Below are 26,743 nucleotides of genomic sequence, written 5' to 3'. Positions count from 1 at the left end.
TGTTGTGTGAGAACTCCAACAATACGGGCCTGTTCTCATAGGGATCAATGGGTTACGTGGAAACGGGAACAGACCCTAGAAAAGCTCATTTTTTTGATCACGTTACAATTTCTCCACAACCTGTTCTCCACAACTTGTTCTCCACAACTTGCGACTCAGCAAGCTAACGAGTTGCTGGGTTAGCGCTGAACACTCACACCCAGCGAAGCCAGCGCATCCCAGTAACCGGGATAGGTCTTGGCGACGCAATCGGGGTCCTGAATATGAACACCTTTGATCTTCAAACCTGCCAAGGCAAAGCACATGGCGATGCGATGGTCGGAATGGGTGTCGATCAGTGCGTTGACCGTGGTACCTGCCAGCGCCGGGTTGGCGTGCACGATCAGGTCGTCGCCCTCTTCAACCGCAAGGCCCGGTGCGATGGCGCACAGGCCGTTACACAGCGCTGAAATTCGGTCACATTCCTTGACCCGCAGGTTGGCGATGCCGACAAAACGCACTGGCTGACGATTGAAGGCCGCGAGCACTGCGAGGGTGGGAATGGCGTCCTGCATTTGCGAACCGTCGATCACCGCCGGCATGTTCGGGAAGCTGTCGATGATCTGGCTGGCCAGCGCGTCAGGCTGAGTGAATGCATCACTGGCCACGCCCAGATCGATGCTGCCTTTGGTCAGGGCTTGTGCGGCCCAGAGGTAGGTGGCTGCCGATGCATCCGGCTCGATGTGGAAATCCGTGGCGTGGTAGCCAGTGGCCGAGACTTTCCAGGCGGCGTCGCCGATGGCTTGAACTTCGGCGCCGAAGGCTTGCATCGCCGCCAGGGTCAGATCGACATAGCCGCGTGCGCCGATCTCGCTGCCGGTCAGCGCCACTTCAAGCGGGCCTTTGCCACAGGCTCCGGCCATCAGCAGCGCCGATACGTACTGGCTGGACAGATTGCCGTCGATTTCAATACGCCCGGCTTCCAGACCGCCCTTGCCCTTGATCGCCACGGGCGGGCAACCGCTGGGCGCGCTGATTTCCACGCCCATGCGCTGCAAGGCATCGACCAGCGGGCCGATCGGGCGTTTACGCATGTACTCGTCGCCATCCACCACGAAGTCGCCTTCAAAGTTGGCCAGCGCAGCGGTCAGAAAGCGCGTTGCGGTCCCGGCGTTGCCGAGAAACAGCGCTTGCTGCGGCGCTTGCCAGTGGCCGCTGCTGGTGACCACAAAGGTGCTGTCATCCGGCTCGTCGACCTGCACGCCCATCAGGCGCAGTGCTTCGGACATCACACGGGTATCGTCACTCTTCAGCGCGCCGGTCAGGCGGCTGGTGCCTTTGGCAAGCCCCGCCAGCAGCAGTGCGCGGTTGGTGATCGACTTGGAGCCCGGCGGGCTGACGCGCCCGACCAGCGGGCGCTCGACAGGCATAACAGTGAGGGTGGCTTGAGGTCGCATGATGTCCCTGAGCGTCAGCGGAAAATCGCGATCCTAGCACGAGCGGGATCAAGCCCACAGGGCGGTTTTGCTCACCCTGCGAGCCTGATGGCCGATTACTTTTGCTCGGCGCCGGTCAATCGCTGCAGCTTGTCGTTGGCCGCCTGCAACTGATTGCGGTTGGCAGCCACGTCGGTGACGTCGTAGATCACCAGGCACACATGGCTGATCGCGCCGGTGGTCGAGCGCAGCGGGAACAGCGTGGTGTTCTGATACATGAACTCTTCATGCCCGGTAATCGGCTGGTAATTCTTGAAGCGCACCAGGTACGGCCGCTGCTCCCAAATCGTAAATGCCGGTGTGCCGAGGGTCACGACGTTATCGATTTTCTTGCTCAACCATTGCCGGTTCACCTCTGGAAACAGCTCGAAAAAGGTTTTGTCGATGGCCACATAGGGCACCACGCCGGAGCGGTTTTCCATGAAGGTGTTCCAGACCGTCACCCGGTAGTTCAGGTCAAGCACCACAATGCCCACGTCAATGTTCTGCGTGACGGCCAGCAACCAATGAAGCTCGTTGATTTCGATAGCGTTGCTCATGGGTCAGCTCATCATGTAGGCGAGTTTTTTGCTGAGCAGGTCGACCGAATCTTCGGTGAACAGCATCAGCAGATCGAAGTGAATGTTGTGGCCTTCCACGCTGTAACTGATTTCGACCGCCAGGGTCTTTTTCCAGCGCTGCGGATTGATACGGATCAGCTCGTCAATGCCGCCCTGCGCACCCAGCAACTGAGGGTGGCCTTGCGAGAACGCGATGTCGATCTGCTCGGCAATCCCGCTCAGGCAGGCACCGATGAGGATGGTGGAAAGGTCCAGCAGCATCTCCATGTTCGAACTGTCGGAATTATCGTCGCCCATCAACTTCGACACGCCGGAGATTTCCGAGTCATGGAAGATCAGCAGCGCTTCGCCGGCAATACCGCCACCGATGTAGCCCTGACACACGGCCGTCAGGTGCTGATCCGCGTGGGCGTCGGCCAGCGCCATGTGCAACTCGCCCACTTCCAGCATGTTGACGTTGGGCACCGGCAATTGCACGAACACACCCAGCACCTTGGCCAGCAGCGCCGCGGCGCGGCCCATCGCAACGTTGATGGTTTCGCGGAAGGCATCCTGAAAGCTGATCACCCCGCCCGTGCTGTTCAGGGCCGGCAGCGCAACGGGAATAGCCGGCGGTTTGCCCAGCAGGCCGAGGCGTTCCAGTGTGCTTTTCAGTTCGTCCGGGTCGGCAGGCTTTTTCAGGAACGCCAGCGCGCCGAGTTCCATGACCCGGCGCACGGCCTCGTCCTGCACGTCGCCTGACACCACGATGACTTTGGCGTCCAGATTTTCGGCACGAATCGCTGCCAGCGTCTGGTAGCCGTCCATCACCGGCATGGTCAGGTCGAGCAGGACAACCTGGCCCTGCCCCTTACGAATGGCCTCCAGACCTTCCTCGCCCTGGGTGGCCAGCGTGACCGCCACATCCCAATCGGCAGGCAGCGCGCGCAGCAGCTGCTTGCGCGCCATGTTCGAGTCATCGCATATCAACAGTGCAAGCGTGGACATCGTGTAGTTCTCACTGCAAAAAAATCAGGCTGGCGACGGGGACAGCACGTACGCGTTCGACGGCACTACCGAGATTGGGCACTGTCGAGATCGATCTGACACTGAGCCTATAACGCTCGCTCAACAACATTCAAACTAAACCTATAAGCCTTAAGTCGGCGCTGTTTGGCGTTTCTGTAATTTAAGTCACTTTTTGTTGCTGCAAATCACTACCGCGACCCGCCAAACGGGCTTACCATCAAGTGATAGATTTAATAGCAATCACTCGATAGATCAATAACGAGGTGTGTCATGTCTCTGCCCATCAGCGATTACCATCCCGCCCTGCCCCGGCAGGACGATTTCTGGCAGCACCTCGGTATTCCGGCGCGTGGCACTCGCTTGTACACAGCGCTGCACAGCGGCTTGCCCTATGAAGTGTTCGAGCGTCTGGCGCAGTACACCGACCTGAACCGCTCGACGCTGGCTGAACATCTGGGTATCGCCCCGGCGACCTTGCAGCGGCGCCTCAAGGTGCGCCGCTTCAATGCCGAGGAAAGTGACCGTCTGTTTCGCTTGGCAGCCGTCTACAAGGCTGCGCTGGACCTGTTTGAAGACGACACCGAAGCCACGCGCCTGTGGCTGGCCAATCCGGTCTATGGGCTGGGCAATCGCAGACCGCTGGAAATGCTCGCCACCTCAGCCGAAGCCCAGGCCGTGCTGGACCTGGTTGGTCGGCTGGAACATGGAGTCGTGGCGTGATTGCGGTGTATCGCCTGGTCAAACGCAAATGGCTGGCCCAAGCGTTCGACGGCGAAGGCGCAAAGCTCTACGGCGGACGCTGGAACAGTAAAGGCAATGCCTGCGTGTACTGCGCGGGCAGCGAATCGCTGGCGTTACTGGAAATACTGGTTCACCTGAACAACAGCGGCGTGGCCCGGCATTACGCCATGCTGGAACTGCAGATCGCCGAAGCACATATCCTCAACGCCCGCCCCGACACCCTGCCCCCCGACTGGCGCGAAGAACCCGCGCCCCAAGCCACCGCCTCATTCGGCGACGCCTGGCTGGCCTCCGGCCAAAGCCTCGCGCTGGCCGTGCCCAGCGTGATCATCCCGCGCGAGTCCAACTACCTGCTCAACGCCCGCCACCCGGAATTTCAGGCTGTTGTGGCAAAGGCCCGGGAACTGGAGTTTGTGGTTGATCCGCGTTTGGAATGAGCTTGATACGGGACAGCCAGTTGCTCGATAAAGTCAGGTGCGAATTTGATATCGTTATGGCCGAAGGTCGACCACCTCATAAACCGTCTGCAAATCCCGCTCCGGGATTTCCCAGATCAGCAGTTTTGGCGGCGTCTGGCGAAAGGCCGGGTTGTCGAAATAGACGTTGGCAGCGCCCGAGAACTCGCCGCCGTCCTTGGCGAAGTTGCCAATCGGTGCACCGAGTTCGCGCTGTATAAACCCGACAAAACCCGAATTGCGTGAGAACGAGGTGCCGATCAAGGCGACGTTGGGCAGGTTGCTGTCGCCGAACAGGTCGTCGAGGTTGTCGCCGCCTGCCGCTGCTTCACTGGCAAGCTCGGTGATTTGCGTGGCGGCGACGCTTTGTGCGGCAGGCTGCAACGACAGCGGTAGCCAGTCGAGCCCGGCCAAACGCACCAGATCGCCGGGGCGCTCGGCAATCGGGGCGATGCTGGTTTGAAACTGCCGTTGTGGAGTGGCCTGAAAGCCGGCTTTGCGCAGGTGCAGTGCCAGCGCTCTGGCGGCCACGTTGGCACCGCATTCGCTCCAGTGCGTGTCGGTGTGCAGGTATGCGGTTTCACCCAGCGGTTGCAGGGTAGCGGTCAGGTCCAGCGTATCGACACCGGCGGCTTTAAGGCTGGTGGTCCATTGCACAACACGGGCCTGCTGCACCTCGGGGCGATAAAGCCCGCACAGTTGGGCTGCAGCAATGCGGCTTTTGTCTGGCACCACGGCGACCAGCAGGTCGATGCCGCGCTTTTTCAGGCTGCGTTGCACATTGATGACGGCCTGCGCCTTGTGTTGCGCATTGGCCTGCGCGTCGCGATTGAGCCTGAATTCATCGGTCAGAAAAAGCCAGCCCGGACACCCCTGACGGACCTGCGGGCCGGTGTCGTGAAACAGCAACCAGCTTGCGCCACGCTCGATATTCGCTGCGCGCTGCGCCAGAAAAGTCCCTGACAGTTGCCTGGCCAGTTTGTGAGTCACCTCGCCATGCAGCGCTGCGTCGAGGGTGAGGGGTTTTGGCAGCAACTCGACCTTGCCGCTGGCCAGCAGCATGCAAGAGGCCAGCAAGCCGACGCCGATGAAAACCGCCAGCGTGATGCCCGCCACGCCACAGGTACGCACGGCCAGTTCGCTGGGAGGAGGCGGTACAGCAGACGGAGCAGTCATGGCCACCGACCTCAGAACTGGAAATATAGAAAAGGAACTGTCTCGCGGCTGGCAATCAGCGCGAACGACAACAGAAAGCCGGCCACCGGCCACAGTGCGGCGCCCGCTATGAACAGAGGGCGACTGGCGAAGCGCTGCTCAACGCGAACCTGCCACAACGGCGCGAGCACACAGGCCACGCCCAGCAGCGCCGCCATGCCGTGCGCCGGGCGCAGGGTCACGGCCAATGCATCGCCCAGCCCCAGGCCATGCAGGCCGAACTGTCCGGCATACATGGTCAGCGCAGTGGCAAAATCCGGCGCGCGGAACAGCGTCCAGGCCAGGCACACAAACAGCAGCGTCAACACGTGCGCCAGTGGTTTGGGAACAGCGGGCAGGCTGGAGCGCGACCAGGCGCGATCCACGCACAGCGCCACGCCATGCGCCGCGCCCCACAACAGGTAGTTCCAGCTGTCGCCGCCATGCCACAGACCGGCGATGGCCATGGTCAGAAACAGGTTGCGATAGGTGTTCCAGACGCCATGCCGATTGCCGCCCAGCGCGATGTACAGGTAGTCGCGCAACCAGCTGGACAGCGACAGGTGCCAGCGTCGCCAGAAGTCCTGAATGCTGCTGGCCAGGTAAGGCCGGTTGAAGTTCTCGGGAAAGTGAAAACCCAGCATCAATCCCAGGCCGATGGCCATGGAGCTGTAACCGGCGAAGTCGAAAAACAGTTGCAGCGAGTACGCCAGGCAGCCGATCCAGGCATCGACCAGCGACGGATCGGGCAAGTGAAACGCCACATCGACCAACGGCGACAAGGTGTCGGCCACCAGCACTTTCATGCTCATGCCGATCATGAAACGGCGCGCGCCCAGCGCGAAATTCAGGCGGTTGAAATGACGCTGCACCAACTCGCGGCGCACCCAGTCATAGCGAATGATCGGCCCGGCAATCGAGTGGCCGAACATCGAGATGTAGGTCGCGTAATTGATGAAGCTGCGCTCGACCGGCACGGTGTGCCGGTGCACATCCACCAGATAGGAAATCGCCTGCAGCACGATGAATGACAGCCCGGCCGGTAACGCCACGCGCTGCCATTCCAGCGGCATCGCCCCGTAATACGTGATCAACTGATTCCAGCTGCCGGCGACGATGTTGGCGTATTTGTACCAGCACAACACGGCGGTGTTGAACACGATCAGTGCCACCAGCAGACGCACTCGCCCTGTTGAACCTTGCCGCGCCCGATCGACCAGCAAACCGCCGACCCAGGCCACGATCGTCAACACGATGTGCAGGCTCAGAAACAGCGGGCTCAGCCAGCCGTAGAACAACCAGCTGCCGATCAACAGAATGACGTTGCGCCAGGCCGCAGGGCTTGCGGCATAGGCCAGCAAAAAAGCCGGCAGGAACACCATCAGAAACTCGAGCGAGGCGAATACCATAACGACGACAGAACCCGATCAGTTGGACAGCGTGTCCGTGGCCGACAACAGGCGCGGGCCTGTGGCGGACGGCACCAGCAATACGCTGTAGCGTTCACCGGCCTTGAGGTCACCCAGATCCAGCGGTGCGCCGACAGTGGCGTTGGCGCAGACCAACTGCACCGACAGGCTCACCGGATTGATCGAACGGCGCTGCAACGTACCGGTCGGGATCGCCTTGAACAGATCAGCCGTGCGACCCGCCGGACGCAGGCTTGCCTCCGCACAACCGGCATCCAGACTGAAAAACGCCAGCGATGCCTTCAAACCGTTGAAATCATCAGGCTGCTCACGCACCGTCACCGGCGCAAGGCTGCCATCAGGCTGCACAGTGAGGACGACGGTGGCGAACTCGCCCGGCTCGACGCTGACGTCCATCGGCAGCTTTTTCTCGCCGCTGATCAACGTGCCTTTTATCGAGCTGCTGGCCTGCACCGGAAAAAACAGCGACACCGGTTTTGCCGCGTCCAGTTGCAACGGTGCCTGGCCTTCCTGGGCAACCACTTGCAGCGGCGCGGCAGTGGCATTGATAAAGCGAATGAACGCCGAATCCTGCGCCGGGCCTGTCGGGTACAGGGCGATGTCGGCCGCCTGCGCTTGAGCACCGATCAACAGGGCCGCGACGCTACCGGCCATCAGGCGCAGGGCGATCATTGCTTCGCTCCGGCTGCGCTGACACTGGTGACCGGGAGTTTGCCCAAGGCATCGCCAATCGCGGTGCCCCAGGATTTATAACCGGCGACGGTAAAATGCTGGCCGTCGGTGGTGATCCATTGTCCCGGTTTAGAGAAGCTCAGCGAGTCGATGTACGTGCAGGGCGCCACGTTGCTGGCCAGAAACTGCGACATCAACTGAGTGCGCGCATCGTTCTTCTGGTACATGCCACCCACCTTGCCCCACGCAGGGCCCACCCAGGCGCACTTGGTGCCCGTGGCCGCAATCGCCTTGGTCAGGCCGGTGACGCTCTGCCATGCCCAGGCCTTGGGAAACGAAGGCTTGTCATAGGAAGCCATGGTGTCGCCGATCACGATCACCACCAGATCAGGCTTGTCGGCCGCAATCAGCTCGCCGATGGGCGTGGTCGTGGCGTCACGTCCCTTGATGACGATCTTGCCGTTGCCTTTTTGCTCGGCCCCACAATCGACCTTTTTAGTGATCAGCCAGTCACCGGCACTCGCGCCACAGGCACCGATCGAATGCACGATAGCGCCCTGTCTGGTCAGGTTGTCGTGCAGCGGTTCCATCAAATGATCGGCCAGACTCATGTGGCTTTCTCCCAAGACCAGAAGGGTCATACCGGCAAGAACGGAAGGCATCGAATTCTCCAGAAATCAGTTGGAATAAGGTGAACGGTAAGGGCTGACCGGCAGTGCCATCGGGCCGGTCATGCCCTCGAACATGTAACGCAGGTAAAGCGCGCCGCTGAACTGGCGATAGTCCCGGGCGTTGTCCAGGCCCAGATTGGCGCCCATGAACAGGCTGGAATCGAGCTTGTACTCGCCTGCCGCGCTCAGGTTGTAGCCAATTCCGGTTTTGCTTTGCCCTGTGTAGCGCTGACCGGACGCGGCCTGCAGCGTGCTGTCGTCGGGGAAGAATTCGGCGCCGTCCTGCTTGAAGTGCTGGACCCCGATCGAACTCTTGACCTGATAGCTGAAACGCTCGGTGCGCTGTGCCCACATCACCGGCACGCCGATGGCATAGAAGCTCTGCGGGCTGAAATAACCACCGTGGCCGTACGTGAAGTAGCTCTGGTCATTGTCATAGCTCATGCCCATCAGGCTCAGGCCTGCGGTCAGTTTGCTGTCCTCGGCATTGCGCAGGTACCAGTAAACGCCGCCACCCACTTCGCCTCGGGTGTTGGATTTCACGTTGTTGCCGACCAGTTTGTGCCACGAGCCGTAGCCATAACCGCCGATGGTCTGGTCGTCATAGCTGAGCTGGCCACGCCCGCCGTTGGCCGTGACGCCGCCCCAGGACAGGCCGCTGCGCTCGTCGGTGGAACCGGCAAACGAGGTCACGCTGTCCGTCACCGGACGCCGTGACACATTGAGGCCGTAGCGCAGGTCCGGGTTGTCACCCAACGGCCGGTCGACACTCGCGCCACCCGCAACCGTGGTGTATTTGAAACCCATTGGCGTGGTGCCGATATCGGCCTTGAGGCCTTCTTCGGGGCGCTCGAACGCTACCGCCAGGCCGACACCCTTGTCGCTCTGCGAACCCGCAGCACCGCTGGTGCCACCGCCAAAGCGGGCACCTGCATCGGACTTCACGCTGCCAGCATTCAGCGACACCGGCGTGACGCGCACGGCCACCCGGTTATCACCGGCAGGCACGTTGATCTCAAGCGGGGTCTCGACCACGGTCAGTTTGCTCAGACCCGACTCGCTGTTATTGCTGCGCACGGTCAGGCCCTGACTGACAAAGCCGCTGCGCTGCTCAAGAATGCGATTGAGCGCCTGCTGTGCGCCGCTGGCCTGATCACGGTCGGTGGCTGCCATGAACGGATTGCCGCGCACGCTTTGCGCACGTGTGGCAGACAGCGGTTGTTGTTGTTGTTGTTGTGCGGCGATCTGGCCGGGGTAAGCCGTGTCACGCGGAGCAGGTGCGTCAGGCGCGTTATTTGTTTCAAGTGCTCTCCCACCGCTTAGCGACACCTGAGCCGGGGCGGGAATCGCCGAAGCCGCCGCCAGACTACGTGAACCACCCGCCGCAAACGGGTTAGACGACGTGGTGCTGGTCGGCACAGCCTGCGCAGCCATCGCGCGCTGCTTTTCAGTCTGTTCGATGGCCACGGCCTTGCGCAGCAACTCGGTGGCCGCGCCAGTCTGCCCCATGCTCTGGTAGATACGTGCGGCTTCGGTCAGGGTCTGCGGTTCGTTGCGCTCCAGTTTGCGGAACTGGCTCAGGGCTTTTTCGGCAAAACCATAATCATGCGCTTTGACCGCCGCATCAGCTGCGCCCAGCAGTACTTGCGGGTCATTGGGCTGACGCTGCAACAACGGTTTGTACAGCTCGAACGCTCGGGCGCTGTCTCCGTTGGCGGTGTACATCCGGGCGAAGGCCGACACCGCCTGAATGTCGTCCGGGCGCTGCGCCAAAGCCGGTGCCAGCGTATCGTATGCGCCCGCCAGATCACCGCCTTCACGCAGCAGATCGGCCTGGCGAATACGGTAGCGGTACAAAAGGTCATCAAAACGTTTGCGGGCCTGCGCGCTCATCGGCTGACCCTGCACGTTGCGCAGGATCGCATTGACCTGCACGTCATCGCCCGCTGCGAGCAGCAGACCGGCGTATTGCAGCATCAGGTCGGCCGACGGCGCAGGGGCCTGAGCGATGGCCGCACGGGCCATGTCCCGACCGCGCGCGGGCTCGCCCGCATCGATGTAAGCGTTGGCCAGCGTGAGTTGACGCTCCGGGCTGCCGCTGGCGACCGGTTGCAAGCGATCGAGCAGCGCCAACGCTTCCTGGCGCTGACCGCGCCGGGCGATGCCGATAGCCAGGTTGATCTGCACGGTCATGGTGATTTCATCAGCGAGCGCTTTCATGTCCGGCGTGCGCTGATCAACCGGGATACGCGCAAACGTGGTCTGTGCGTCCTGCCACTGGCCCATTTCCACCGACAGCAGCGCGCTGGTGTAGAGCGCATCGATATTGTTGGGCTGGGCCTTGAGCAGCTCGTCGATCAGCGCGCGCGCCTTGGGCGCTTCGTCGGTCTTGAGGTACAGGCGCGCCAGGTCAAAACGCGTCCAGACATTGTCCGGGTCGTTCTTCACCGCGTCTTTCAAGGCCGCCTGGGCAGCACGAACATCGCCACGCTGCTCGGCCAGCCGCGCCACCTGGGTGGAACGCAGCGCCTTGAAACGACCGCTGTCGCCCAGTTTGGCCTGTTCGCCCGGCGACAATGTGTCGAGCAGGCGTAGCGCTTCATCAGCCTGACCACGCTGGGCCAGCACATTGATCAGCCCGCGTATTGCCTGCGGGTTGCCGCGCTGGGTGGCCAGTACCTGACGATAGCCCGCTTGCGCGGCGTCCAGTTGCCCGGCCTGCACCTGCACGTCGGCCAGGGTCAAACGCACGTCGATGCTGTCAGGGTTTTGCCGCTGCGCCTGCGCCAGCAGCGCTTGAGCCTGGCTGGTTTGCCCTTTGGCCTGTAGATCACGGGCTTGTTGCAGCGAGGTCCAGAGCTGTGCGTTTTCCAGCGCGTTTTTCCAGCGCGCACCGCCCGGCTGACGCGTGGCGCGGGTCAGCAATTGTTCGGCTTCAGGCAGCCGGTTCTGCTGCTGACGCACCACGCCTAGGCCGCCCAGCGCGTCGGCATCGTCCGCCTTGATTTTCAGGCGGGCGGCAAAGGCTTCTTCGGCCGCCGCGTGATCATTTCTGTCCAGCGCCTTCAACCCGCGCGCCACCAGCGGGTCTTGCTGCCAGCCTGAGGCAGCGCCACTGGAGTTCTGCTGGCGGCCCTTGTTCAACTGGTCGCGGATTTCCTGATCGTCGGGATGAACCTTGAGAAACGCGTCAAACAGTGGCACCTGTGCAGCCGCAGGCGGGCCGATCCAGACCAGCGCCATGCGCCAGCTCTGATCGGCATCGCCGGCGATGTCCGGGTGAGTGCTCAGGCGCGCCAAAGCAGCGATGCCTTCGGCGCGGCTGTCTTCGCGGCGGGCCAAGTGCTTGGCGAAGAACAGCGCCAGAATCGAGTCGTCCGGGTTCTGCCGCATCAGGCGTTCAAAGCCCTTGCGCGCCTCGGGCCAGTCCCCGTTGTTGAAGCCCAGGTTGGTGTAGTACTCGCGGCCCACAGTGCCTTGAGGTAAACGGCCGTTGAACAACTGGCGAAACACCCCGGTCGCCTTGTCACGCTCATCGGCGTCGGCCAGGCGTCGGGCGTCATCCAGCAGCGCCTGATTTTGCGGCTGGCCAAGGGCAATGTCCTGCTCCAGCTGCACCGCCTGCCAGGGCACTGGCGACAGCGCTTGCAGGCGCGTCAGGTAGGTTTGCGCCTGTTGCGGTTTGTTCTGTTTGACGCCGATCAGGCCCATGCCATAAAGCGCTTGCACCTGATTGGCGTCGATCAGCAATACTTTCTGCCAGATTTCGGCGGCGCGCACTGTGTTCGAGCGCGCCTGCCAGTACTGGCCCTGCTCGATCAGTTGCGCCTCCACGGTGGCGCCCTGGGCATGAGATACGCTGGCTGCAATCGCGGCAACCAACCCGATGACTAACGTGTGGCGGCGCGCGGGCATGACGTCTCCCATGACAACTTGAGGGTCCCGTCTTCACGGAACTGATAGCGTTTTTCGACCCAGCCCAAGGCAAACAGGCTGAGCATGAGGTTGTAATAGGCAGGTTCGGTGCGATCTGTCGGGTCGCGGGCCAGCGCCGTGCTGACGCCTGCTTCGACCCTGCGCTGCTGCTGTTCCGCCAGCCACGTCTGACCCTTGGCCTGGAAGTACGGCAGCAGCGCCGCCGAATAACCAAACGGAGCCTGGCCTTGGCTCACGCCACTCATCACCTGGACTTTTTCCGGGGGCGTACCGCTGGAGGCCGTGCTGACCGCCATGCCGTCGAGACGCGCCAGCAAGCGCGCGGCCAACGGGTCGGACGCAGGCGTCATGCCCGCCCAGAGGTAGACGCGAATCGCGTCGTAGCTGCCCAGCTTGCCGGTGACCGGATCGACCACGAACAGCCCGGTTTTCGGTGATGTGCCGCGATAACCCACCCAGTCGGCGATAAAGCCTTTCGGGCTTGATGCGTCAATCAGCTTTGCCGTGTTGTCGGCGATTTCCTTCCACGGGCCAGCCGGTTCTTCCTTGGCCAGACGCCGTAACAGCGGCACCGGCAGGTAGCTGGCGTTCAAACGCCATAAGTGGTCGGGCTGCACGAAACCTTCGGGGCCGGGGAGAAGCATCTTGCCCAGCCCCGGCAGGTTGACCACCAGCCGCGATTCAACGGTATTGAGCAGCGCCAGCGCGTCGTTTCGATACGCCGGGTGCTGCCAGATGCGGGCGGCTTCCAGCAGCGCATAGATGATCCACAGGTCGGCGTCGGACGCAGAGTTGGCGTCCTGCAGTTTCCAGCTGCCATCTTCGCCCTGCCCCCACAACCAGCCGGACAGGCGTGTCCTGGGGTCGGCACCGTTCATGTTTTCGGCAGTCCACGTCCAGAGCCTGTCGAAGCGCTCGCGATCATTGGCCACCAAGGCGAAGAGCATGCCGTAGGACTGGCCTTCGGAAGTGCTGTGGTTGGCTTTCAGGCTGGATTCGAGCATGCGCCCGTCGGCCTGCACGTAGCGCGTGGCGTAGTCCTGCCAGAACGGCCAGGCCGGGCTGTCGCAGGTGCTGGCCGCAAGAACCGGCGTCAGCGTCGCCGACGCCAGCACACCGGTCATCCAGCCAACAGTGCGGCGCAAATTGATTACCAGAGCCGGCATGACTTATTCATGCTCCAGTCGGCGTTTGGCAAGCGAACGCAGGGTCAGGTAAGCCACCCCGGTGATCAGCACCACACCCACGGCGACTATCAACAACAACCACAGCACGTTGCGCGACATCAGCCACTGCACGTATTTGATCGGCCCAAGATCACCGACGTAGTAATTCTGTTCGGCAACCAGTGCTTCGACGGAATCGCCGCGCACCACCACCAGACTGCCCTGCACCTTGTCGCTGTTGCTCAGCGCACGGGCCACGTCGCTCATGCCGCCGGGTTGGCCACTGGAGATCAGCACCACGCTGCGGCCTTTGTGCAGCGGCGATTCGAAACCGGTCAGGAAGGTGCTGCGCGCATCGCTGGAGAACGCCATCGCCAACCGCGCCCGACGCAGGTTTTCATCCGGGTCCGGGCTCATCCAGTCACGCAGGCGGAACGCCATATCGGAAAGCTCGAAGCCCTGCTGCTGACCGTTGCTGGAGGTCGGCAGGCGGTTGGCCCACAGGTTGAGCAAAGGCTGATCGGGTCCGGAAGACATGACCAGAATGTCCTTGTCGGCGGCGCTGGCGATTTGTGCGGCCTGCATCACTGTGACACCGGTCGCCGGGTAACCGGTGGACTCACCAAAACGACCCAGCACGTTCAGGTACGCGCTGACGTCTTCGGTACTCGGCTGGTCAGCCAGCACCACCGCCGTTTGCGACAGGTCAGCCAGACGCGTGAACGGGAAACCCGAGTCCTTGAACACGCCCAGGTTGGGCATCGCCATGAAGTGGTCGTAGCCGCTGAAATCCAGCGTCGATTCCGGGTCGATGCTGCCGCGCATGTTGTCGATGATGATGTCGCCACATTCGCCCTGCTTGAGGTAATCGAACATGTAACGCAGTTGCAGCCGCGATTGCAGCGCCACCGAATTGAGCGGCAGGTACACGTGCGCTTCACGGCTGACTGTGTCGTTGCCACCGGTCAGCCGGGCCAGGATCGAATTGCTCAGATTATCGATCGACGGCAGCGGCTCGGCCTTGATCAGGGTGTCGTTGAGGCTGACCATGATCGACGAATTGTTGGAGCGCTCTTGCGGCGTGTAGCGGTATTTGAGGTTCAGCGGCACACCGTCTTCGCGCCAGCTGAACAGGTCTGGCGGCAGGTTCAGCGGCACAGTGATGTCACCCGGATCGTAACCGGACACATTCAGTTTGTTGGCAGGCATCAGCTCGCCAAGCTTGATCGGCCGATCACTTGGCAGCCAGTTCGGCGCGTCATACGGCTTACGCGGCGCGAGCATGTCGACCCGTTCGATCAGCGCACTGCTGCCGACCAGGCTCTGCCCGCCGACCACCAGCGCGTTGACCGCTTTTTTCAGCTCGGCGGAATTACGCCCGGTGATCACCAGCAACTTGCCGTTCGGGTCGTTGGGGTGCGTCACCATCGTCAGGGTCGGGCCTTTTGGCGCAGGCATGGTCAAAGCGCCCAGTTGCAGCGGACCCTCGCCCTTGAGCAATACCAGCGCATTGCCCTTGGCCGGCAGTTCGTTGAAGTGCGCCGGGAAGCTGGCCATGCGCGAGCGGGTCTTGGCCGCACCGATCCACGACGCCAGCGCACCGGCGGCTTCCAGCGTGGCGTTGTCGGGTGCCGCGCCCATCACCACCGGCAGGTTTACGTCACGGTCATCGCGACGGTCGAAGAACGGCAGCGGCAAAATGGCCAGATCGTTGGGCAACGCGAACGGCGTCACGCGGATGTCCAGACGCGTGTCGTTGTTGATCCGCGCCCACAGGCTGGAATGCTTGGGGTCTTCGCAGCTCATTGTGTAGTGGCCGATGAACTGCAGGTTCAGGCGGTTGAACTCGGTGATCATCTGCGGTGGAATTTCGATCACTTGAGTCTGCGGCTTGCCAGCGCCCTCTTTGGGCAACGGCAGAGTCGCTGCGACTTCGTCGTTGATCATGACGTTGATCTGCGACAGTTCGGCCAGCAATGCCGGTGAGTAGCTGTAACTCAGGGTCAGGCTCGCGCCGGTCACCACCTGATCGGCACGCACGTTGAAGTTGACGCTGTCAGTGGCGTCCACGCCGCGCAGGCTCATAGGGTAATTACGCCCCAACTGCTTCAGCGTCACGCTGTAACCATCGTTTGCAGCAGCCGTTTCGGCCGCTGTTGCGACACCCCCCGTGGAGAGCACGGGCAACGCACAGGCCAACAAAGCCCATGAGCGGCGAACGGCGAACCGTTCGGCACCGATAAAATACCGTTTAGTCATGACTACTCAATCCATCAGTTTACGGGAGGTGGGGAGGTTTTTTTACGTGTGGGTAACAGGCGGCCGAAATCCTTGCGGGTGGCCTTGAGCAGCTCGACAACGCCACGAACGCCGATATGGCTGACTTCGCGCAGCGCGGCCAGCGGCGTATCCGGTTTGCCACGCCCCCAGGTCGATGCCCAGGTGTCGGCCCGCCCGAACGTCAGGCGTACCAGTTCGCTCTGCTGGCGCAGTGACAGATCATCGAAACGAGTGCCCAGATAGCCATCGCGGCAGAACATCACCGTGGCGGGGAAATGGCTGGTCTGCGCACCGCGATACAGCGACACCGTAATGCTGTCGCCACTGTCGATACCGGCATCGGCAGGCAGGACAAGCCCCAGGCCGGTCTGAGAAAAGTCCTGCGTCACAGCGTTGAACACCACGCCATCAGCGCGGGTGACGCGAATCGGCAGTCTGGCCTGTACACGCGGTTCAGTGCGCACCTGGCGGATCTCGCTGGCCACCGCAATCGCGGCGCTGGTGATGATGATGTTGTAGATCGTCCAGGCCATGTTGATGATGATGGTCAGGGTGATCGCATCGTTGTTCCAGCCCAAGTTGATACAGGCTGTAGATACCGAGCGTGAAAACCACAGCGTTGAGCGTCAGCAGCACGATGTAGGGCCGCGCCAGCGTCCAGTCGAAGAACTTCTCCTCGACCACGCCGCCTTTGTCGGTGACGTTGAAACCACCGAATTTCGGGTTGATCAGGGCCATCAATACCGGGCCCATGATGTACCAGGCCAGCACGGCCTCGTAGACCTCGTTCCAGAACGAATGGCGGAATCGCCCCTGAATCCTGGAGTTGGTCAGGCTGGCGTGCGCCAGGTGCGGCAATACGTAAGCGGTGATCATCAGCGCCGAGGCGTGCATGACCTCGGCACCGAACAGCAGGTAGGCCAGTGGTGCAGTGAGAAATACCAGACGCGGCAAGCCATAGAAGAAGTGCAGCATGGAGTTGGCGTAGCACAGCCGCTGGCCGATCGACAGGCCCTTGCCCAGCAACGGATTGTCGGTGCGAAAGATCTGCGCCATACCACGCGCCCAGCGAATGCGCTGAGCCACATGGCGCGACAGGCTTTCGGTCGCCAGCCCCGCTGCCTGCGGGATTGCCAGATACGCGGTGTTGTAACCGGCGCGGTTGAGCTTCAGCGCAGTGTGCGCATCTTCGGTCACGGTTTCGGTGGCCACGCCGCCGATTTCCAGCAGCGACGAACGCCGCAGCACCGCACACGAGCCACAGAAGAAGGTCGCGTTCCACAGGTCGTTACCGTCCTGCAACAGGCCGTAAAACAGCTCGCCTTCGTTGGGCACACTGCGGAAGGTATCGAGGTTCTTTTCGAACGGGTCCGGCGAGAAGAAAAAGTGCGGCGTCTGCAACATCGCAAGCTTTGAGTCCTTGAGGAACCAGCCCATGGCGACCTGCAAAAAAGAGCGGGTCGGCACGTGGTCGGCATCGAACATGGCGATGTATTCGCCATCGGTGGACTTGAGCGCTTCGTTGAGGTTACCGGCCTTGGCGTGGTAATTGTTTTCACGGGTCAGGTAGCCAACACCGATCTGCTCGCAGAACTCGCGAAAGTCTTCTCGGCGGCCGTCATCGAGTACGTAGACGCGCAGTTTGTCTCGCGGCCAATCAATGGACTGCGCCGCAAAAATGGTCAGTTTGACGATGCTCAGCGCTTCGTTGTACGAAGGGATGAACACATCCACAGTCGGCCACTGGCTGGAATCGCTCGGCATGATCACAGGCTTGCGGTGCAGCGGCCAGGCCGTCTGCACGTAACCCAGCACGATGACGATCAGCGTGTAGAACTCGGCGACGATCAGCCCGTAGCCCAGCAAGCTGTCCAGCCAGTTATCGAAATCCAGAGTCGAGGTCAGCCGCCAGTACATGTACCGCAACGACGCCAGCAACGACAGCGTCACCAGCGCCAGCACCGAAATGCGCCCCGGTATCTTGCGAATCACCAGCATCGCGGCAAAACAGGCCAAGGCAAAAAAGCACTGCGCGTAGAGGTCCAGAGGCACCGTGACGACCAGCGCCATCAGCAGCAGGCCGACAACAATGGCCACGGTTTTCAGTGCGCGGCGCAGGGTTCTGGACTGCTGGCCGAACCTTGCCGACAAAGCATTCAGCCACAGCGATGAGCGCGTCCGGGGTGGGGACGCGTCGAGCGACAGGTTAGTCATGACAATCGGGTCTCTTCTACGTCCTGAGTCAGCAGTCTGGTGGTCAGCAAGTGACTCAGCACGCGCAGGTCCTGAGTGCCGGTGGAGGCGCTCGGAACCTGTACTGCGTTGTGTCCGTAAGCCAGCGCTTCTGCGAGCGCGTTATCCTTGTGCACGATGCCCAGCAAACGCCCGCCAAGACGCTTTGCCATGACATCGCGCATGTCGCGACTGAACGTGCGCGATGCATCGAACTGATTGATGACGTAATGACAGACCGGCGGCTGCGGACCGGCCAGCACGGGCTCAAGCCAGCCCTGCATCTGGTCCAGCGTCAGGTAGCACGCCGCATCGGCGGTGAGCACGACCAGCACCTGGCTGGCGGCATTCAGTGCCTGTTCCAGCATGAGCAAATCACCGCACGGCACGTCGAGAATCACCACGTCGCGCGCACTCAATTGCATGCGCGCAATCTGGCGAACCAGCCAGTCCGCGTCACTTTGCTGAAAACGCTCCAGAGAACGACGCTCGTCAAGCTGCAGCGAGCCATACGCCAGCAACTGCGTGTCGGCAGACCCGTTCAACAACAGGGCCCGCCAGTTCTCGCCGCTCAGGCTGGCACCACCCAGGCCTGCCACATCCGGGCTGGCGTTGAGATGGTGCTGCAAGGCGTTCTGCGGGTCGAGGTCGATGGCCAGCGTCTGGCCGCCTGGCACTTTGACCAGGCTGGTCAGCGCCGCGCTCAAGGTGCTTTTACCCACCCCGCCTTTGGCTGACACCACCGCGATGACGTGTGCCGGGGTTCTGGAAAGTTGGCCTTTGCCCATCGACTGAGCCAGTGCCTCGCTGTTACGCGCCTGCGCCTCGGCCTGCCGCGCCTGAACAGCCTCGGCGAGCAGTTTCGCCAATGTGTCAGCGGCTATGCGCCTGGTTTTATCGGGCGTTATCGAATCAGGTGCAGTCGCGTTGTTTTGCGCCGGCAGCGTTGAACAAGGTTGCTCACGAGACGGCTGAGAGGTCGCTCGTTGCAGTGCAACAGACGGGATGCTGGAAACGGACGATTCCTGATAATCCAGGCTGTTGTCCGTCTCCAGATAACCTTCCGAGCTCGCGCCAAAACGTTGAAACAGATTGGCCACATCGTCAGCACGACTCATTCTGCACGACCTCAAGCGGGACCGCTAAACACGATCCCTGTGAAAAAGCATTAATACCAATGGGTAATGTCATTGTGACAGTGTCAATAAACCGATATATGGCGTCCAGAGTTTACCGATGAGCGGTAAATTACTCGCTTTTCGACATTTTATTGGCGTTACAAAATTGTAGATTTGGAAATATTCGGGGTAAAACGGGGTTGAATCGAGGGTTTTACCCACTTGCAGCTATATATCCAATGGATCGGATATATAGCCGCTCAAGGGAAGGATCGAATTAAATCAGTGGCTGGCGGGCGCAGGTGCTGCATCGACAGTCTGCGGCAACGCCATGCCCTTGGGCCATAGCAACCAGATGTTGCCTTTCTGTTTCATGTCACCTGCCAGCTTCCCGGCCTCATCGCCAGTGCCCCAGAACAGATCAGCGCGGACTTCACCCGCAATCGCACCGCCCGTGTCCTGCGCAGCAACCGGGCGCACCACGCTGCTGCCATCCGGTCGCGTGGTAGACAACCAGAGCAGGCTGCCCAGCGGAATCACCTTGCGGTCGATGGCCACGCTGTAACCCGGCGTCAGCGGCACGTTGAGCGAGCCACGCGGGCCTTCGTTGCTGTCAGGGTTACGGCCGAAAAACACGTAGCTGGGGTTACTGGCCAGCAACTCGCTGACCCGCTCCGGATGCGCCTTGGCCCAGGCAGCGATGCTGCCCATCGTCACGTCTTCCTTCTTCAACTCGCCCTGCTCCACCAGCCAACGGCCGATGGCGCGATACGGACGACCGTTCTGATCGGCGTAGCCCAGACGCAACTGTGAGCCGTCTTCCAGGCTAACCCGCCCGGAGCCCTGAATCTGCAGGAACTGCAGGTCCATCGGGTCGGTCAGCCAGGCGATCACCGGCGCATTCAAACCTTGCGCGTTGATGGTCGCGGCATCGTCGTAAGGCTTGAGCACCCGCCCCTCAAGCCGGCCGCGCAGACGCTTGCCTTTGAGCTCAGGGTAAATGCTGTCCAGATTAACCACGATCAGGTCATCGGGAATGCCGTACACCGGCACATTGGCGGTCGCCGTCCGGGTCAGGCTGCCAGGGTAAACAGGTTCGTAGTAGCCGGTGATCAGGCCATCGGCACTGCCACCGTCGGCACGCAAGCTGTAGACCTGCAACTGCCCCTGCAGAAACGTACGGATCTGCGTCGCATCCGGTGCCGCCGCAACGCTCGCCGCCGCCGCACACGTCGGCCCCCAGACCGCATCAGCCTTCAAACGAACACACGCGCTGCGCCATGCGGCGAAACCGGCTTGCAAATCGGCCTCGGAAACCGCTGGCAGCGCCTCCCAAGAGGCCTGAGTGTAAGTGGTGTGCGGCGCAGCCGGCGGCGTTACCGGTTTATCGGACTTGTCACACGCCGTCAGCAAAACGGCCAATGGCAAAGCCAGCGCCAGGCCCCGCGACCACGGCTTGAGGGAGAACATCATCAGCAGCACCAATCCGTTTACAGCCTGCAGCAGGCTGGTGGGTAAAGGGCGTCATTGTGGCGGAATGAGGCCTAGGGGCCTAGTGGGGAGCTGCATTCGCAGCTTAGCCGGTGACCTTAGTAGATTGCCGCCATGCTTATGGCATCTATATATTCACCATTCCGATAAGCGTATTTCTTGTGTATGCCCTCTACCACGAAGCCATTTTTCTTATAAAGCTCGATAGCAGGCTCGTTATCAATGAAGACCACCAACTCCAGACGCTTAATGTTCTGCCAGCGAGAGGCGGTATCGGTCAGCTCTTTTAACATCAGCCCACCAATACCTTGACGATGATGACGGTCGTCGACGCCCATCCAGAAATCAGCTACATGCTGCCTTCTCCCCTGAAATCTATAAAGCATGGCGCACCCCACAACTAAGCCATCCAATTCAGCAACCAATGACAATCCAGAGGACGCTCGATTCTCAACAAGCTTTTTTATATCGTTGGAAGACTGATACGGCATCCGAAGCGTCCACCAGCGAAATACCGGTTGCTCGAACATATGAGCCAGAGAAGACCAATCGCTATCGGCCATCGCACGCACAACCAAGCTCATTTCGAACTCTGGCCCGGATGCGGTTCCGGGTAGTCGCGATTGATGTCGATGGGCTTGGCATACGGCCCATCCCAGAGTTGCGCATGCAACAGACCGATGCGCCTGGCCATCGCGCTGTCGTGCATCACCACTTCCAGGTTGCGCGAGTTGTCGAGGTAGCCGCCGAGCCAGTTGCTGGTGCCGACCCAGGCGACCTGGTCATCGATCTCCATGGTTTTGCTGTGGATCACCCGTGCATAGGGGATGAAACCCTGAGCGGCCATTGGCAACGTCACGATGCGCACTTGTACGTTGGGCACCAGAGCCAGACTTTTCAGATAGGCGACCTCGGGCATGCCGGTGTTCCAGTCCGAAACCATGAGCTTGATGGACACGCCACGGGCGGCGGCGCTGCGCAGGGCGTTGTCGATGACCGCGTAATACGGCCGGGTTTTATCAGGCCCATAGGACAGGGGCGCGTAGTCCAGCAACTGGACACGAACCTCGCTTTTGGCTTGCGCCAGCAAACGCGGCAGCTCGGTCTCGGAGTCGCGCACGCCCGATGGGTTATAACGCTGCGGGCTGGCGACCAGATAATTGCCACCGGGCGATGAGCCGGTGGCGGGAGGTGCAACAGGGGCAGAAACAGGCTTGCCGTCGGCGATGGCCGCCTGGGCACGCCAGTCCTGATCGAACACAGCCTGCGTCTGGCGCACGACCGTGGGCTCGTCAATACGCAAACCGGTTTCGTGAATGTGTTCCAGTGAACGCCAATCGAAATTCTGACTGCCGATAAAAGCCTGTTTGCCGTCTACCACGAAGAACTTGGCGTGGATGATGCCGCTGCCGGTCAGCCTGGCATAAGGCAGCACCCGCAAGGTGAGGTTGGGGATCGCCCGCAATCGCGCAAGGGTTTCTGGATCGGAAAGCTTCAAGCCCTTCTCTTCCAGCAGAAAACGGATGTTTACCCCGCGCTGCCCCGCTGCAGTAAGGCTTTCAAGCACCTTGCCCATCACCGAGCCTGGCTGATCGGCCACATAAAACTGTTCGATATCGATACGCTCGCGAGCCCCATCGAACAGCTCGCGCCAGACATCGCCAGGCGCTCGCAGGTCCGGGGTTTGCAGGTCGGTCCCGACGGGCACGGTGTGCACCAGTTCGAAACCGGGAATGGCGAAATCCGCATAGGCAACCGGACTGCTGAGCAGCAATGCGGCAATCAGGCTGCGATAGCGTATGGACGTCGAGCGTAACCAGATAGAGAAGTGCATGGCAGTCTCATGGCCAGAACAGGCGAAAGCGGCGCACGTCAGAGACCTGCGCCGATGTGTTGATCATGCCGTCCGGAAATTGGGCTGGGGAATGGCGACCGGATGCGGCATTTCACCCTGCACCCGCGCCCCGCTGGCGGCACGGATCAGGAGGATCTTGAGTTGATCGTTGATGCGCTCAAGGCTGTCCTGAAAATAGTTGTGAAAGACTACGCAGAACAACGCAATCGCAATACCCAGACCTGTCGCGAACAACGCTGTACCGATACCGGCAGAAATCTGACCGGGGTCGGACACGCCGGCGCTGGCGAGGGCTTTGAAGGTATCGATGATGCCCAGAATCGTCCCCAGCAACCCCAGCAAGGGCGCTGCGGTGGTGATGGTTTCGATCAGCCAGAGGCTGCGGGACAGCGGCGCGCGAGTGCTCAGGTACTGGGTTTCAATGACGTCATCCAGGTCCCGGCGTGAACCGTGAGCGTTTTTCTGCGCCAGTACCGGCAACACCATTTCCAGCGGCAGGCTGATGCGGCGTGTCAGCGCTTCCGGCAGGTCTTTTTCACTGTGCACTGACGCGCTGAGTGCCGTTTGCAGCGCCCGCGACTGGCGACGCACGTAGGCAAAGTAGATGCCGCGTTCAATCGCGACGAAGATCGCAATCGCGATGGCGGCGTACATCACATAGAAGGTGATGTCGTGGAGCTGATTCATGTCCATGGCGCAGACCTCTGGTCAATGAAGGGTTAGAAATTGGCTTCCAGGGAAACTGTGACGGTACGCTCGACGCCGACGATGTAGGCCGGGTCGCCATCGCGGAAACCGCTGTAAGTGCCTGCGTTGGTTTTGGTGGTGTAAACGCCGTCCAGGTATTTCTTGTCGAACAGGTTGTCGACGTTCAGGCGCAAGGTGGCGTCCTTGACGATTTTCTTGTCCACCGGCAGATAGATACCTGCGCCCAGATTGAAGATGGTCCGTCCCGGAATGCTTTCGTCGTTGGTCAGGTCGCCATAGAGCTTGCTGGTGACCTTGCCGCCGAACGTGCCGTAATAACTGCCGTCGTCGTAACCAATATTGGCCGCCAGCATATTCTTCGGTACGTTGGCGAACTGCTTGCCGCTGGTCGGCAATTCGATGGCTGCGCCGTTGTTGAACACCGTCAGGTCATCTTTCTGTTTGGCGCGGGTGTAGGTGTACGAGGTGTAGTAGTTGAAATGGTTGGGCAGCAGGCCGCTCCACTCCAGTTCCAGACCGCTGTTGTCCACTGCACCGGCGTTGATGTCGGCAAAGTCACCGTTGATATCACGGGATGAGACCTGGCGATCCTTGAACTTCATATAGAACAGGGTGGCCGCCAGCGTCATGTCCTGATCGGTGAAACGCCAGCCCAGTTCGTGGTTCCAGCTGGTTTCCGGTTTGCTGTTGATAGAGCCTGCACCCTGGTCATACAGTACGTAGTTCTGTGGCACGCGCATGTTGCGCGACAGGCTATAGAACAGTTGGTCACGTTCATCCAGCTGGTATTTGAGACCCACGTTGGGCAGCAGCTTGTTATACGTCTGGTCACGCTCTTCCGGGCGCTCGGTCAGGCTGCCGTGGTTGGTGCCTTCGCGCTTCACATTCATGTAAGCCAGGCCGCCAATCAACGTCCAGTCAGGGGCGAAATACCAGGTGTCCTGGGCCCAGACTTTCTGCGCCGGCGTTACGGTATAGCGGTCCCTACCCTGGATCTCATTGCCGTTGGCATCGACCATGTAGTCGGAGTCTGGCCAGATGCTTTCCGGCTTGCCGTTGCTCTTCAGACGGATAAAAGGCTGGGTCTGCAACTGGCGCGCCCGCTCATACCAGTAGCCGACTTGCACGCTGTGCTCGTCGTTGACATCCCAGTTCAGCTTGGTGGTGATGCCCGGGCGCCAGGTCTGGGTACGCGAAGGCCGGTAATAAACGCCAGTGGTCGATGAACCGTCTGCGTTGTAGGCCGCTGCAGTCGGCAGGTTGCTCAGGTCGAATACGCCGTTCTGATTCGAGCCGCGATTGAGCGCGTAAGAAGAGCTGTTGACACCGCTGCCGTTACCCCAGAAGTAATACGGAATGACTGACAGTGCCAGATTGTCGGCCAGTTTGAATTGGGTATTGAGCACACCGGTGAAGGTCTGGAAGGGGTTTTGCGCCAGCTCGTAATAACTGGACAGCTTGCCGTTACTGCCCAGCGCTGGCGTCGACGGGTAGGGGTCGAACTTGCGCCCGCCCTGCTGGAACTGGCTCTTGGTGAGCTGGCTGTAACTGTTGTTGTCCTGCTCGTGATACTTGAGGATCAGGTTGGCGGTGTTGCCCGAGCCCATGTCGAAAAAGCTGTTCCACTCCACCTTGTCAGCGCGCACAGCACCCTCACCGCGCCACTTCTGGCCTTCGGTGTGAGACATCGACAGCCAGTTGCTCAGCCCGTTGATTTCGCCGGTGTTGAGCCGTGCAAAGGTCTTGTAAGTGCCGTTGCTGCCCGCCACCTGCTTGACGAACACGCCGGTTTCCTTGGTGGGCCGAATGGTCACAATACCGATGTTGCCGCCGCTGGAGCCGATATGCGGGCCATCGCTTTCGGCAGAACCTTGGGTGACGAATATCTGATCGATGTTTTCCGGGTCACCCAACAAGTTGGAATACAGCGCGTAGTTGCCGGAGTCATTGATCGGCATGCCGTCTACCGACATGCCGACCTGATCGGAGTTAAGCCCGCGCATGGTAAAACGGAAGCCCGAAAGACCGGTGGCGTCTTCGCTCGAGATATTCAGGCCCGGGGTGTACTTGAGCTTGTCGATCGCGTTACCGGTAGCAGTCTGTTTGTCGAGCGCCTCCTTGGTCACGGTGGAACGCGCCTTGATGCTTTCCTCCTGAACCATGTAACCGCCACCGGCAGTCGCTTTGCCCTGCACGCCAATGGTACCGACGTCACTCACACTCTGGTCAGCCATGACCATGCCGTGGCTCATGCCAGCGGCGACCAACGCAAGGTGAATCCTGGAAAACTTCATCACTTTGTTCCTTGTCAGTGCTATTGCACGCTGTAGTTGAAGGTGGCGGTAAAGCGCTGTTCGTTGCGCCCGCCGAAGGCTTGTTCGGGAAACGGTTTGACTTGCTTGATGCGTCGCAGGCTATTGGTCGCGGCTCGATTGAGCAGCATGCTGGAGGCCTGGGTCTGAATGCCGGAATCCAGCACGCGACCCTGCCGATCGACCAACAACCACACCACCACTTCGCCACTCGGGCGCTCCAGTGAGGCCTGACGTCCGGTCGGATACTGTTTGTAGCCGTCCAGATCGTTGCGCAGCCCTTTGAGGTAGCCGCCCTCTATACCTTGAGTGTCCACTTTCGGCGGCGCGGGTGGCGCAGGCGGTGACGGCGTTGAAATCGGGGCGCTGGCTATCGGCTTGCTGGGGGCCTGAACCGGTTCGACGGGTTTGGCCACTGCCGGCTTGGGCAACGGTTTGGGGCGCGGTTCTGGTTTAGGCGCAGGCTTGGGTTCTGGCTTGGGCTCTGGCTTGGGAACAGGCTTGGGAGGCGGTGGCGGCGCAGGCTCGGACTCTTCGCTCTCGATGACGGGCGGCGCAGGTGGTGGCTCTTCGGGCTGTACCGGAGGCGGCTCGGGCTGCGCCAAAGGCTGCGGAGCAGGCGGTTCGGGTTCGACCAGCGCCAGTTCCACGGCAGACTCATCGTAGACCGGCTCCATTTTCAGAGGCCGGGTTTGCACGCCGATCACGATTGCAATCAGCGCCACCAGCGCAGGCAAGCCGCCCAGCCACTGACGCATCCGAAACAGGGTATACATCAGGATTTACGCGTAGCGATGGAAACGGACGTGAATCCACCCAGACGCAACGTGTCCATGATCTCGACCAGACGCGCAACTTCAACGCCCTTGTCGCTGTTTACAATGATGGTTGTTTTGGTGTCAGTTTTTTCCAGCGCCTTCAAGGCAGGCACCAGCGCATCAACGGTGGTTGCCTTGCCATCGAGCTGCAATTCGCCGTTGAGGCCCAGGGTCAGGATCGATTTGTTCTGCGGCTTCAGCTGTTGGGAACTGCTGGCACTGGGTAACTGGGTCTTCATGCCCAAAGCCGGAATCACGTTCAGGCTTACCAGCACAAAAAACACCAACAGGAACATCATCACGTCGATCATCGGGATCAGTTCGATGTGCGCCTTACGCTTCTTGGGTTCGTCCCACGTTCTCATGCCAGCTTCTCCCTCTTCTTAGAGGCCGAAAATCTAGCAACCGAACATGACCGATCGGTTAGTTTTACAAGAACGATACATGACGGTTACATGGCCTTTGTTCGCACATTGCATGGCACTTAAATGTTTCTTGCACCTGTCACGCAAACGCCATCGCAACGCGGCAGCGTTTGAGCATTTATCTCGACGGAAAACACCGATGTGCATTCAGAAACGAGGTCTGCTCAACGACATGTCGCTGTTCGGGCTGTTGCGC

The 26,743-nt window shown here is 60.8% G+C and carries 20 protein-coding genes and 1 pseudogene; 2 read left to right on the top strand and 19 right to left on the bottom strand.

Translation table 11 applies throughout. From position 1 onward, the window contains the following. Positions 1 to 179 precede the first annotated feature (179 nt). From aroA to DW49_RS0107845, 3 genes are all read right to left on the bottom strand, one after another. Positions 180 to 1,436, bottom strand: a complete 1,257-nt coding sequence (aroA, locus tag DW49_RS0107855; protein WP_024419859.1) for a 3-phosphoshikimate 1-carboxyvinyltransferase — start codon at positions 1,434 to 1,436, stop codon at positions 180 to 182. A gap of 95 nt (positions 1,437 to 1,531) precedes the next feature. Next, positions 1,532 to 2,014, bottom strand: a complete 483-nt coding sequence (locus tag DW49_RS0107850) for a PAS domain-containing protein (RefSeq protein WP_003380358.1) — start codon at positions 2,012 to 2,014, stop codon at positions 1,532 to 1,534. A gap of 3 nt (positions 2,015 to 2,017) precedes the next feature. Continuing rightward, positions 2,018 to 3,022 (bottom strand): response regulator, encoded by a 1,005-nt coding sequence (locus DW49_RS0107845; RefSeq protein WP_005615022.1) that lies wholly within the window; start codon positions 3,020 to 3,022, stop codon positions 2,018 to 2,020. A 291-nt stretch (positions 3,023 to 3,313) separates the two neighbouring features. On the opposite strand from DW49_RS0107845, the gene parS reads away from it, so the two are divergent. Both parS and DW49_RS0107835 read left to right on the top strand, forming a co-directional pair. Continuing rightward, complete coding sequence (gene parS, locus DW49_RS0107840) at positions 3,314 to 3,763, top strand: type II RES/Xre toxin-antitoxin system antitoxin (protein ID WP_005615020.1); 450 nt, start codon at positions 3,314 to 3,316, stop codon at positions 3,761 to 3,763. Next, positions 3,760 to 4,221, top strand: coding sequence for an RES family NAD+ phosphorylase (locus DW49_RS0107835; RefSeq protein WP_005615017.1), 462 nt, complete (start codon positions 3,760 to 3,762; stop codon positions 4,219 to 4,221). The genes parS and DW49_RS0107835 overlap by 4 nt, the downstream gene beginning before the upstream one ends. A 54-nt stretch (positions 4,222 to 4,275) precedes the next feature. Here the strand turns inward: DW49_RS0107835 and DW49_RS0107830 are convergent, their stop codons facing one another. From DW49_RS0107830 to DW49_RS0107755, 16 genes and pseudogenes are all read right to left on the bottom strand, one after another. Then, a complete protein-coding gene (locus tag DW49_RS0107830; RefSeq protein WP_024419861.1) occupies positions 4,276 to 5,415 on the bottom strand; it encodes an alginate O-acetyltransferase AlgX-related protein in 1,140 nt (379 codons plus the stop codon). An 11-nt stretch (positions 5,416 to 5,426) separates the two neighbouring features. Further along, entirely contained in the window at positions 5,427 to 6,842 is a 1,416-nt protein-coding gene (locus DW49_RS0107825; protein WP_024419862.1) for an MBOAT family O-acyltransferase, read from the bottom strand. An 18-nt stretch (positions 6,843 to 6,860) separates the two neighbouring features. After that, complete coding sequence (locus DW49_RS0107820) at positions 6,861 to 7,535, bottom strand: alginate O-acetyltransferase AlgF (RefSeq protein ID WP_005615007.1); 675 nt, start codon at positions 7,533 to 7,535, stop codon at positions 6,861 to 6,863. Next, a complete protein-coding gene (locus tag DW49_RS0107815) occupies positions 7,532 to 8,197 on the bottom strand; it encodes an SGNH/GDSL hydrolase family protein (RefSeq protein WP_002556137.1) in 666 nt (221 codons plus the stop codon). Before DW49_RS0107815 ends, DW49_RS0107820 begins: the two co-directional genes overlap by 4 nt. Before the next feature lie 15 nt (positions 8,198 to 8,212). Beyond that, positions 8,213 to 12,121 (bottom strand): cellulose biosynthesis protein BcsC, encoded by a 3,909-nt coding sequence (locus DW49_RS0107810; protein WP_005614999.1) that lies wholly within the window; start codon positions 12,119 to 12,121, stop codon positions 8,213 to 8,215. Continuing rightward, positions 12,097 to 13,308 (bottom strand): cellulose synthase complex periplasmic endoglucanase BcsZ, encoded by a 1,212-nt coding sequence (bcsZ, locus tag DW49_RS0107805; protein ID WP_024419863.1) that lies wholly within the window; start codon positions 13,306 to 13,308, stop codon positions 12,097 to 12,099. The genes DW49_RS0107810 and bcsZ overlap by 25 nt, the downstream gene beginning before the upstream one ends. A 3-nt stretch (positions 13,309 to 13,311) precedes the next feature. Beyond that, complete coding sequence (gene bcsB, locus DW49_RS0107800; protein WP_005614994.1) at positions 13,312 to 15,567, bottom strand: cellulose biosynthesis cyclic di-GMP-binding regulatory protein BcsB; 2,256 nt, start codon at positions 15,565 to 15,567, stop codon at positions 13,312 to 13,314. Between the two features lie 14 nt (positions 15,568 to 15,581). Continuing rightward, positions 15,582 to 17,802, bottom strand: a pseudogene (gene bcsA, locus DW49_RS01000000128180) (UDP-forming cellulose synthase catalytic subunit). After that, the gene (bcsQ, locus tag DW49_RS0107790) at positions 17,799 to 18,938 is read right to left on the bottom strand and encodes a cellulose biosynthesis protein BcsQ (protein ID WP_005614991.1); all 1,140 of its coding nucleotides are present in this window, start codon (positions 18,936 to 18,938) and stop codon (positions 17,799 to 17,801) included. The pseudogene bcsA and the gene bcsQ overlap by 4 nt, the downstream one beginning before the upstream one ends. 282 nt (positions 18,939 to 19,220) lie before the next feature. Further along, positions 19,221 to 20,423: a murein transglycosylase A gene (gene mltA / locus DW49_RS0107785; protein ID WP_005614989.1), complete on the bottom strand. Its 1,203-nt coding sequence runs from the start codon at positions 20,421 to 20,423 to the stop codon at positions 19,221 to 19,223. 104 nt (positions 20,424 to 20,527) lie between these two features. Continuing rightward, positions 20,528 to 21,013 (bottom strand): GNAT family N-acetyltransferase, encoded by a 486-nt coding sequence (locus tag DW49_RS0107780; protein ID WP_024419865.1) that lies wholly within the window; start codon positions 21,011 to 21,013, stop codon positions 20,528 to 20,530. Further along, entirely contained in the window at positions 21,010 to 22,263 is a 1,254-nt protein-coding gene (locus DW49_RS0107775; RefSeq protein ID WP_024419866.1) for a phospholipase D-like domain-containing protein, read from the bottom strand. Before DW49_RS0107775 ends, DW49_RS0107780 begins: the two co-directional genes overlap by 4 nt. Before the next feature lie 63 nt (positions 22,264 to 22,326). Beyond that, complete coding sequence (locus DW49_RS0107770; protein WP_005614983.1) at positions 22,327 to 22,977, bottom strand: MotA/TolQ/ExbB proton channel family protein; 651 nt, start codon at positions 22,975 to 22,977, stop codon at positions 22,327 to 22,329. 26 nt (positions 22,978 to 23,003) lie between these two features. Then, positions 23,004 to 25,286: a TonB-dependent receptor gene (locus DW49_RS0107765; protein ID WP_005614981.1), complete on the bottom strand. Its 2,283-nt coding sequence runs from the start codon at positions 25,284 to 25,286 to the stop codon at positions 23,004 to 23,006. A gap of 20 nt (positions 25,287 to 25,306) precedes the next feature. After that, entirely contained in the window at positions 25,307 to 26,080 is a 774-nt protein-coding gene (locus tag DW49_RS0107760) for an energy transducer TonB family protein (protein ID WP_024419867.1), read from the bottom strand. Then, on the bottom strand, positions 26,080 to 26,487 hold the full coding sequence (locus DW49_RS0107755; protein WP_005614978.1) for an ExbD/TolR family protein: 408 nt from the start codon (positions 26,485 to 26,487) through the stop codon (positions 26,080 to 26,082). Before DW49_RS0107755 ends, DW49_RS0107760 begins: the two co-directional genes overlap by 1 nt. Positions 26,488 to 26,743 lie beyond the last annotated feature (256 nt).

This window comes from Pseudomonas avellanae BPIC 631, assembly GCF_000444135.1.
In the GTDB taxonomy this organism is placed as follows: Bacteria; Pseudomonadota; Gammaproteobacteria; order Pseudomonadales; family Pseudomonadaceae; genus Aquipseudomonas; species Aquipseudomonas avellanae.
This window is presented reverse-complemented; position numbering and strand designations above follow the sequence as displayed.

Excerpts from the sequence above, each read along its gene's own strand:
- aroA (WP_024419859.1), bottom strand. The coding sequence starts at position 1,436 with ATGCGACCTCAAGCCACCCTCACTGTTATGCCTGTCGAGCGCCCGCTG.
- DW49_RS0107850 (WP_003380358.1), bottom strand. The coding sequence starts at position 2,014 with ATGAGCAACGCTATCGAAATCAACGAGCTTCATTGGTTGCTGGCCGTC.
- DW49_RS0107845 (WP_005615022.1), bottom strand. The coding sequence starts at position 3,022 with ATGTCCACGCTTGCACTGTTGATATGCGATGACTCGAACATGGCGCGC.
- parS (WP_005615020.1), top strand. The coding sequence starts at position 3,314 with ATGTCTCTGCCCATCAGCGATTACCATCCCGCCCTGCCCCGGCAGGAC.
- DW49_RS0107830 (WP_024419861.1), bottom strand. The coding sequence starts at position 5,415 with ATGACTGCTCCGTCTGCTGTACCGCCTCCTCCCAGCGAACTGGCCGTG.
- DW49_RS0107825 (WP_024419862.1), bottom strand. The coding sequence starts at position 6,842 with ATGGTATTCGCCTCGCTCGAGTTTCTGATGGTGTTCCTGCCGGCTTTT.
- DW49_RS0107820 (WP_005615007.1), bottom strand. The coding sequence starts at position 7,535 with ATGATCGCCCTGCGCCTGATGGCCGGTAGCGTCGCGGCCCTGTTGATC.
- DW49_RS0107815 (WP_002556137.1), bottom strand. The coding sequence starts at position 8,197 with ATGCCTTCCGTTCTTGCCGGTATGACCCTTCTGGTCTTGGGAGAAAGC.
- DW49_RS0107810 (WP_005614999.1), bottom strand. The coding sequence starts at position 12,121 with ATGCCCGCGCGCCGCCACACGTTAGTCATCGGGTTGGTTGCCGCGATT.
- bcsZ (WP_024419863.1), bottom strand. The coding sequence starts at position 13,308 with ATGCCGGCTCTGGTAATCAATTTGCGCCGCACTGTTGGCTGGATGACC.
- bcsB (WP_005614994.1), bottom strand. The coding sequence starts at position 15,567 with ATGACTAAACGGTATTTTATCGGTGCCGAACGGTTCGCCGTTCGCCGC.
- bcsQ (WP_005614991.1), bottom strand. The coding sequence starts at position 18,938 with ATGAGTCGTGCTGACGATGTGGCCAATCTGTTTCAACGTTTTGGCGCG.
- DW49_RS0107780 (WP_024419865.1), bottom strand. The coding sequence starts at position 21,013 with ATGAGCTTGGTTGTGCGTGCGATGGCCGATAGCGATTGGTCTTCTCTG.
- DW49_RS0107775 (WP_024419866.1), bottom strand. The coding sequence starts at position 22,263 with ATGCACTTCTCTATCTGGTTACGCTCGACGTCCATACGCTATCGCAGC.
- DW49_RS0107770 (WP_005614983.1), bottom strand. The coding sequence starts at position 22,977 with ATGGACATGAATCAGCTCCACGACATCACCTTCTATGTGATGTACGCC.
- DW49_RS0107765 (WP_005614981.1), bottom strand. The coding sequence starts at position 25,286 with ATGAAGTTTTCCAGGATTCACCTTGCGTTGGTCGCCGCTGGCATGAGC.
- DW49_RS0107760 (WP_024419867.1), bottom strand. The coding sequence starts at position 26,080 with ATGTATACCCTGTTTCGGATGCGTCAGTGGCTGGGCGGCTTGCCTGCG.
- DW49_RS0107755 (WP_005614978.1), bottom strand. The coding sequence starts at position 26,487 with ATGAGAACGTGGGACGAACCCAAGAAGCGTAAGGCGCACATCGAACTG.